Source organism: Chromobacterium sp. CCUG 76385, from assembly GCF_059916625.1.
Genome location: NZ_JAUCGU010000062.1, coordinates 1 through 3,107, shown reverse-complemented (window position 1 = coordinate 3,107; position 3,107 = coordinate 1). Strand labels below are relative to the sequence as shown.

Here is a 3,107-nt window from a genome sequence, read left to right as displayed (position 1 = left end):
TGCGGCGCGCGAAACGCCTCGATTCGGCGCAAAATGCATCCCGGCGCGACCGCTCAGCAAACGTCAACAGCCCCTAGCATTTTTCACTTTTGTGACAACAGGGTATTTACAAGCCGCCCGGAGACGCATAGAATGCGCAGCACTGTGAACGCAGCGACATCTACCGGGGGTATAGCTCAGCTGGGAGAGCGCTTGCATGGCATGCAAGAGGTCAGCGGTTCGATCCCGCTTACCTCCACCAATCGACTGCTTCACCAAACAAAAAAGCCTGCGCAAGCAGGCTTTTTTGCGTTCCGGCGCTGGAAAACCGCCTCGCGGCGGCTCCCTGCCCTCAGATCTGCACCAGATCCCTGGCCCCGGCCGTCAGCGTGGACACGTACTCGGCCGTGCGCGGCTGACGCGGCGCTCCGAATATCTGCGATGCGCTGCCCGCCTCGACGATGCGGCCATGTTCCAAGAACACGACATCGCGCGCCACGCTGGCGGCCAGGCGCAGATCATGCGTCGCCATCAGCATGGTGACGCCCTCGGCCGCCAGCTGGCGCAACACCGCCACCACCTCGGCCGCCAGCTCCGGATCCAGCGCCGACGTCGGCTCATCGCACAACAACAGCCGCGGCGACGGCGCCAGGGCGCGGGCAATGGCGACCCGCTGCTGCTGGCCGCCGGACAGCGTGGACGGCCAGGCGTCGGCCTTGTGCGCCATGCCCACCTTGTCCAACAGCTCGCGCGCGCGCTGCTCCGCCTGCTGGCGCGGCCAGCGCTGCACGGTCAGCAGGCCCTCCATCACATTTTGCAACACCGTCTGATGCGGAAACAGCTGGAAGCTCTGGAACACCATGCCGGTCGCCCGCCGCATCCGCAGCACCGCCTCGCGCGACAGCTTGCGCCCCGGCGTGAAACTCAAGGCATCGCCGGCCAACTCCAGGCTGCCGGCATCCGGCACCTCCAACAGGTTGACGCAGCGCAGCAGCGTGCTCTTGCCGCTGCCGGACGGGCCGATCAGCGCGGTCACGCCGCCCTCAGGCAAGGTCAGGCTCACCCCGTCCAGCACCCGGTGGCCATCGAAGGATTTGACGATATCGTTCAGCTTGATCATGCCGCCGCTCCCACGGGCGCCACATGGCGGTCAAAACGTTTTTCCAGACGCTCCTGCAGCCAGGTCAACACCGTGCTCAGCATCAGGTACAGAAAAGCCGCCTCAAGATACAGCACCAGCGGCTCGTAAGTGGTGGCGGCAATCCGCTGCGCCGCCTGGAACATCTCCGGCACCGTCAGCACGGCCGCCAGCGAGGTATCCTTTACCAGCGAGATGAAGGAGTTGGCCAGCGGCGGCACCGCCACCCGGCTCGCCTGCGGCAGGATGGTGCGCCGCATCGCCTGCGACCAGCTCATGCCCAGCGAATACGCCGCCTCCCACTGCGCCTTCGGCACCGAGGCGATGGCCGCGCGTATCACTTCCGAGGTATACGCGCCGACGCTGAGCACGAAGCCAAGCAGCGCCGCAGGAAACGGATCAAACACGATGCCGATGCGCGGCAGGCCGTAGAAGATCACGAACAGCTGCACCAGGAGCGGCGTGCCGCGCACCAGCCAGGAATAAGCGCGCACCAACAGCACCAAGGGGCGCGGGCCAAACAGCCGGATCAAGGCCACCACCAAGCCCAAGCCCAAGCCGCCGACAAAAGACAGCAAGGTCAGCGGCACGGTGAACACCAGCCCGGCATAAATAAGCGACGGCAGCGAATCCGCCATCAACTGCAACCACGAAGGCATCACTCCTCCTCAATCAGCGCGACACGTCGGCGCCGAAGTATTTGTGCGAAATCTTCTGATACGTGCCGTCAGCCTTGATCGACGCCAGCGCCTTGTCGATGGCCGCCTTCAATTCCGGATTGCCCTTGCGCAACAGCACGGCGGACGCGTCGCCATTGGCCTCGGTAGCGGCCACTTTCAGGCGGGACTTGGGCTGCTTCTTCTTGAAGTCGAGGAAGGACAGGCTGTCGTTGATGGTGGTTTCCACGCGGCCGGATTCCAGCAGCGCCACCGATTCATTGAAACCCTGAGTCGGCACCACCTCCGCGCCATAGCGCTGCGCCAGCTTGCCGAAATTGCTGGTCAGGGTATTGGCGGACTTGCGGCCCTTCAAGTCTTCAAAGCGCTTGATGTCGCGATTGTCGTCGCGCACGATCAACACCGCCTTGGACACGATATACGGCTCGGAGAAATCGTACTTTGCCTTGCGCGCATCGGTGACAGCCACCTCGTTGATCACCACGTCGTAGCGCTTGACGTCCAGGCCGGCGATCAAGCCATCCCACTTGCCCTCGACGAACTGCGGCTTGACGCCCAGACGCTTGGCGACGGCCTGGCCGATTTCGACATCAAAACCGGTCAGCTCGCCGGAAGCATTGTGATAAGTAAACGGGGCATACGTGCCTTCAGTGCCTATCTTCAACACGCCAGCCTTGCGGATATCCGTCAGATCGTCAGCGTGCGCGACAGCGGCCGCCAGGGACAGGCCAAAAATCAGTGCGGCATTCAGTTTTTTCATTGTCGAATCTCCATCGTTGCTCAGTGTCTTCCGGCAGCATGGGCCGGCCATGGCGACACCTTAACAGCGACAATGTTAGAATACTAAGTAATATTATTTTAGATTTATATTCTTTATTGAAATATAAATACCCAAAATGCCTTCTCGTGCCGCGCGCCGCACCTGATTGGCCAGTCAAAATGGGTAATTTCTGCATATTTTCGAAATATTTCCACAAAACGCTTGCACGCCCAAATTGGTCCGGGTATAGTTCGCCTCCTGTCGAGACCCAACGGTCAAAAGCGAAAGCGAAATCGACAGATTATGTGGGGGTATAGCTCAGCTGGGAGAGCGCTTGCATGGCATGCAAGAGGTCAGCGGTTCGATCCCGCTTACCTCCACCAAAATTTAGTCCCCATCGTCTAGAGGCCTAGGACACCGCCCTTTCACGGCGATAACCGGGGTTCGAATCCCCGTGGGGACGCCATAGTTTCATGTGGGGGTATAGCTCAGCTGGGAGAGCGCTTGCATGGCATGCAAGAGGTCAGCGGTTCGATCCCGCTTACCTCCACCA

3 protein-coding genes and 4 tRNA genes are annotated in these 3,107 nt (G+C 61.2%); 4 read left to right on the top strand and 3 right to left on the bottom strand.

What is annotated here, in order from left to right; all coding sequences use genetic code 11:
• The first annotated feature begins 165 nt into the window (after window positions 1-165).
• Window positions 166-241 (top strand) — tRNA-Ala (locus QUG01_RS19845).
• Window positions 242-331: 90 nt separating this feature from the next.
• Here the strand turns inward: QUG01_RS19845 and QUG01_RS19840 are convergent.
• The 3 genes from QUG01_RS19840 to QUG01_RS19830 are packed head-to-tail and all read right to left on the bottom strand — an operon-like array spanning window position 332 to window position 2,554.
• Window positions 332-1,099 carry an amino acid ABC transporter ATP-binding protein gene (locus QUG01_RS19840; protein WP_500831594.1) on the bottom strand — a complete coding sequence of 256 codons (768 nt, stop codon included), beginning with the start codon at window positions 1,097-1,099 and terminating at the stop codon, window positions 332-334.
• The gene (locus QUG01_RS19835; RefSeq protein WP_500831593.1) at window positions 1,096-1,776 is read right to left on the bottom strand and encodes an amino acid ABC transporter permease; all 681 of its coding nucleotides are present in this window, start codon (window positions 1,774-1,776) and stop codon (window positions 1,096-1,098) included. Before QUG01_RS19835 ends, QUG01_RS19840 begins: the two co-directional genes overlap by 4 nt.
• 13 nt (window positions 1,777-1,789) lie before the next feature.
• Window positions 1,790-2,554: an amino acid ABC transporter substrate-binding protein gene (locus QUG01_RS19830; RefSeq protein WP_500831592.1), complete on the bottom strand. Its 765-nt coding sequence runs from the start codon at window positions 2,552-2,554 to the stop codon at window positions 1,790-1,792.
• Window positions 2,555-2,861: 307 nt separating this feature from the next.
• Between QUG01_RS19830 and QUG01_RS19825 the strand changes: the two genes are divergently transcribed.
• The 3 genes from QUG01_RS19825 to QUG01_RS19815 all read left to right on the top strand — a co-directional run bounded on the left by QUG01_RS19825 (window position 2,862) and on the right by QUG01_RS19815 (window position 3,107).
• A tRNA-Ala gene (locus QUG01_RS19825) sits at window positions 2,862-2,937 on the top strand.
• A gap of 7 nt (window positions 2,938-2,944) precedes the next feature.
• A tRNA-Glu gene (locus QUG01_RS19820) sits at window positions 2,945-3,020 on the top strand.
• 11 nt (window positions 3,021-3,031) lie between these two features.
• Window positions 3,032-3,107 (top strand) — tRNA-Ala (locus tag QUG01_RS19815).

Coding starts and splice junctions, on each gene's coding strand:
- QUG01_RS19840 (WP_500831594.1), bottom strand. CDS start 1,099: ATGATCAAGCTGAACGATATCGTCAAATCCTTCGATGGCCACCGGGTG.
- QUG01_RS19835 (WP_500831593.1), bottom strand. CDS start 1,776: ATGCCTTCGTGGTTGCAGTTGATGGCGGATTCGCTGCCGTCGCTTATT.
- QUG01_RS19830 (WP_500831592.1), bottom strand. CDS start 2,554: ATGAAAAAACTGAATGCCGCACTGATTTTTGGCCTGTCCCTGGCGGCC.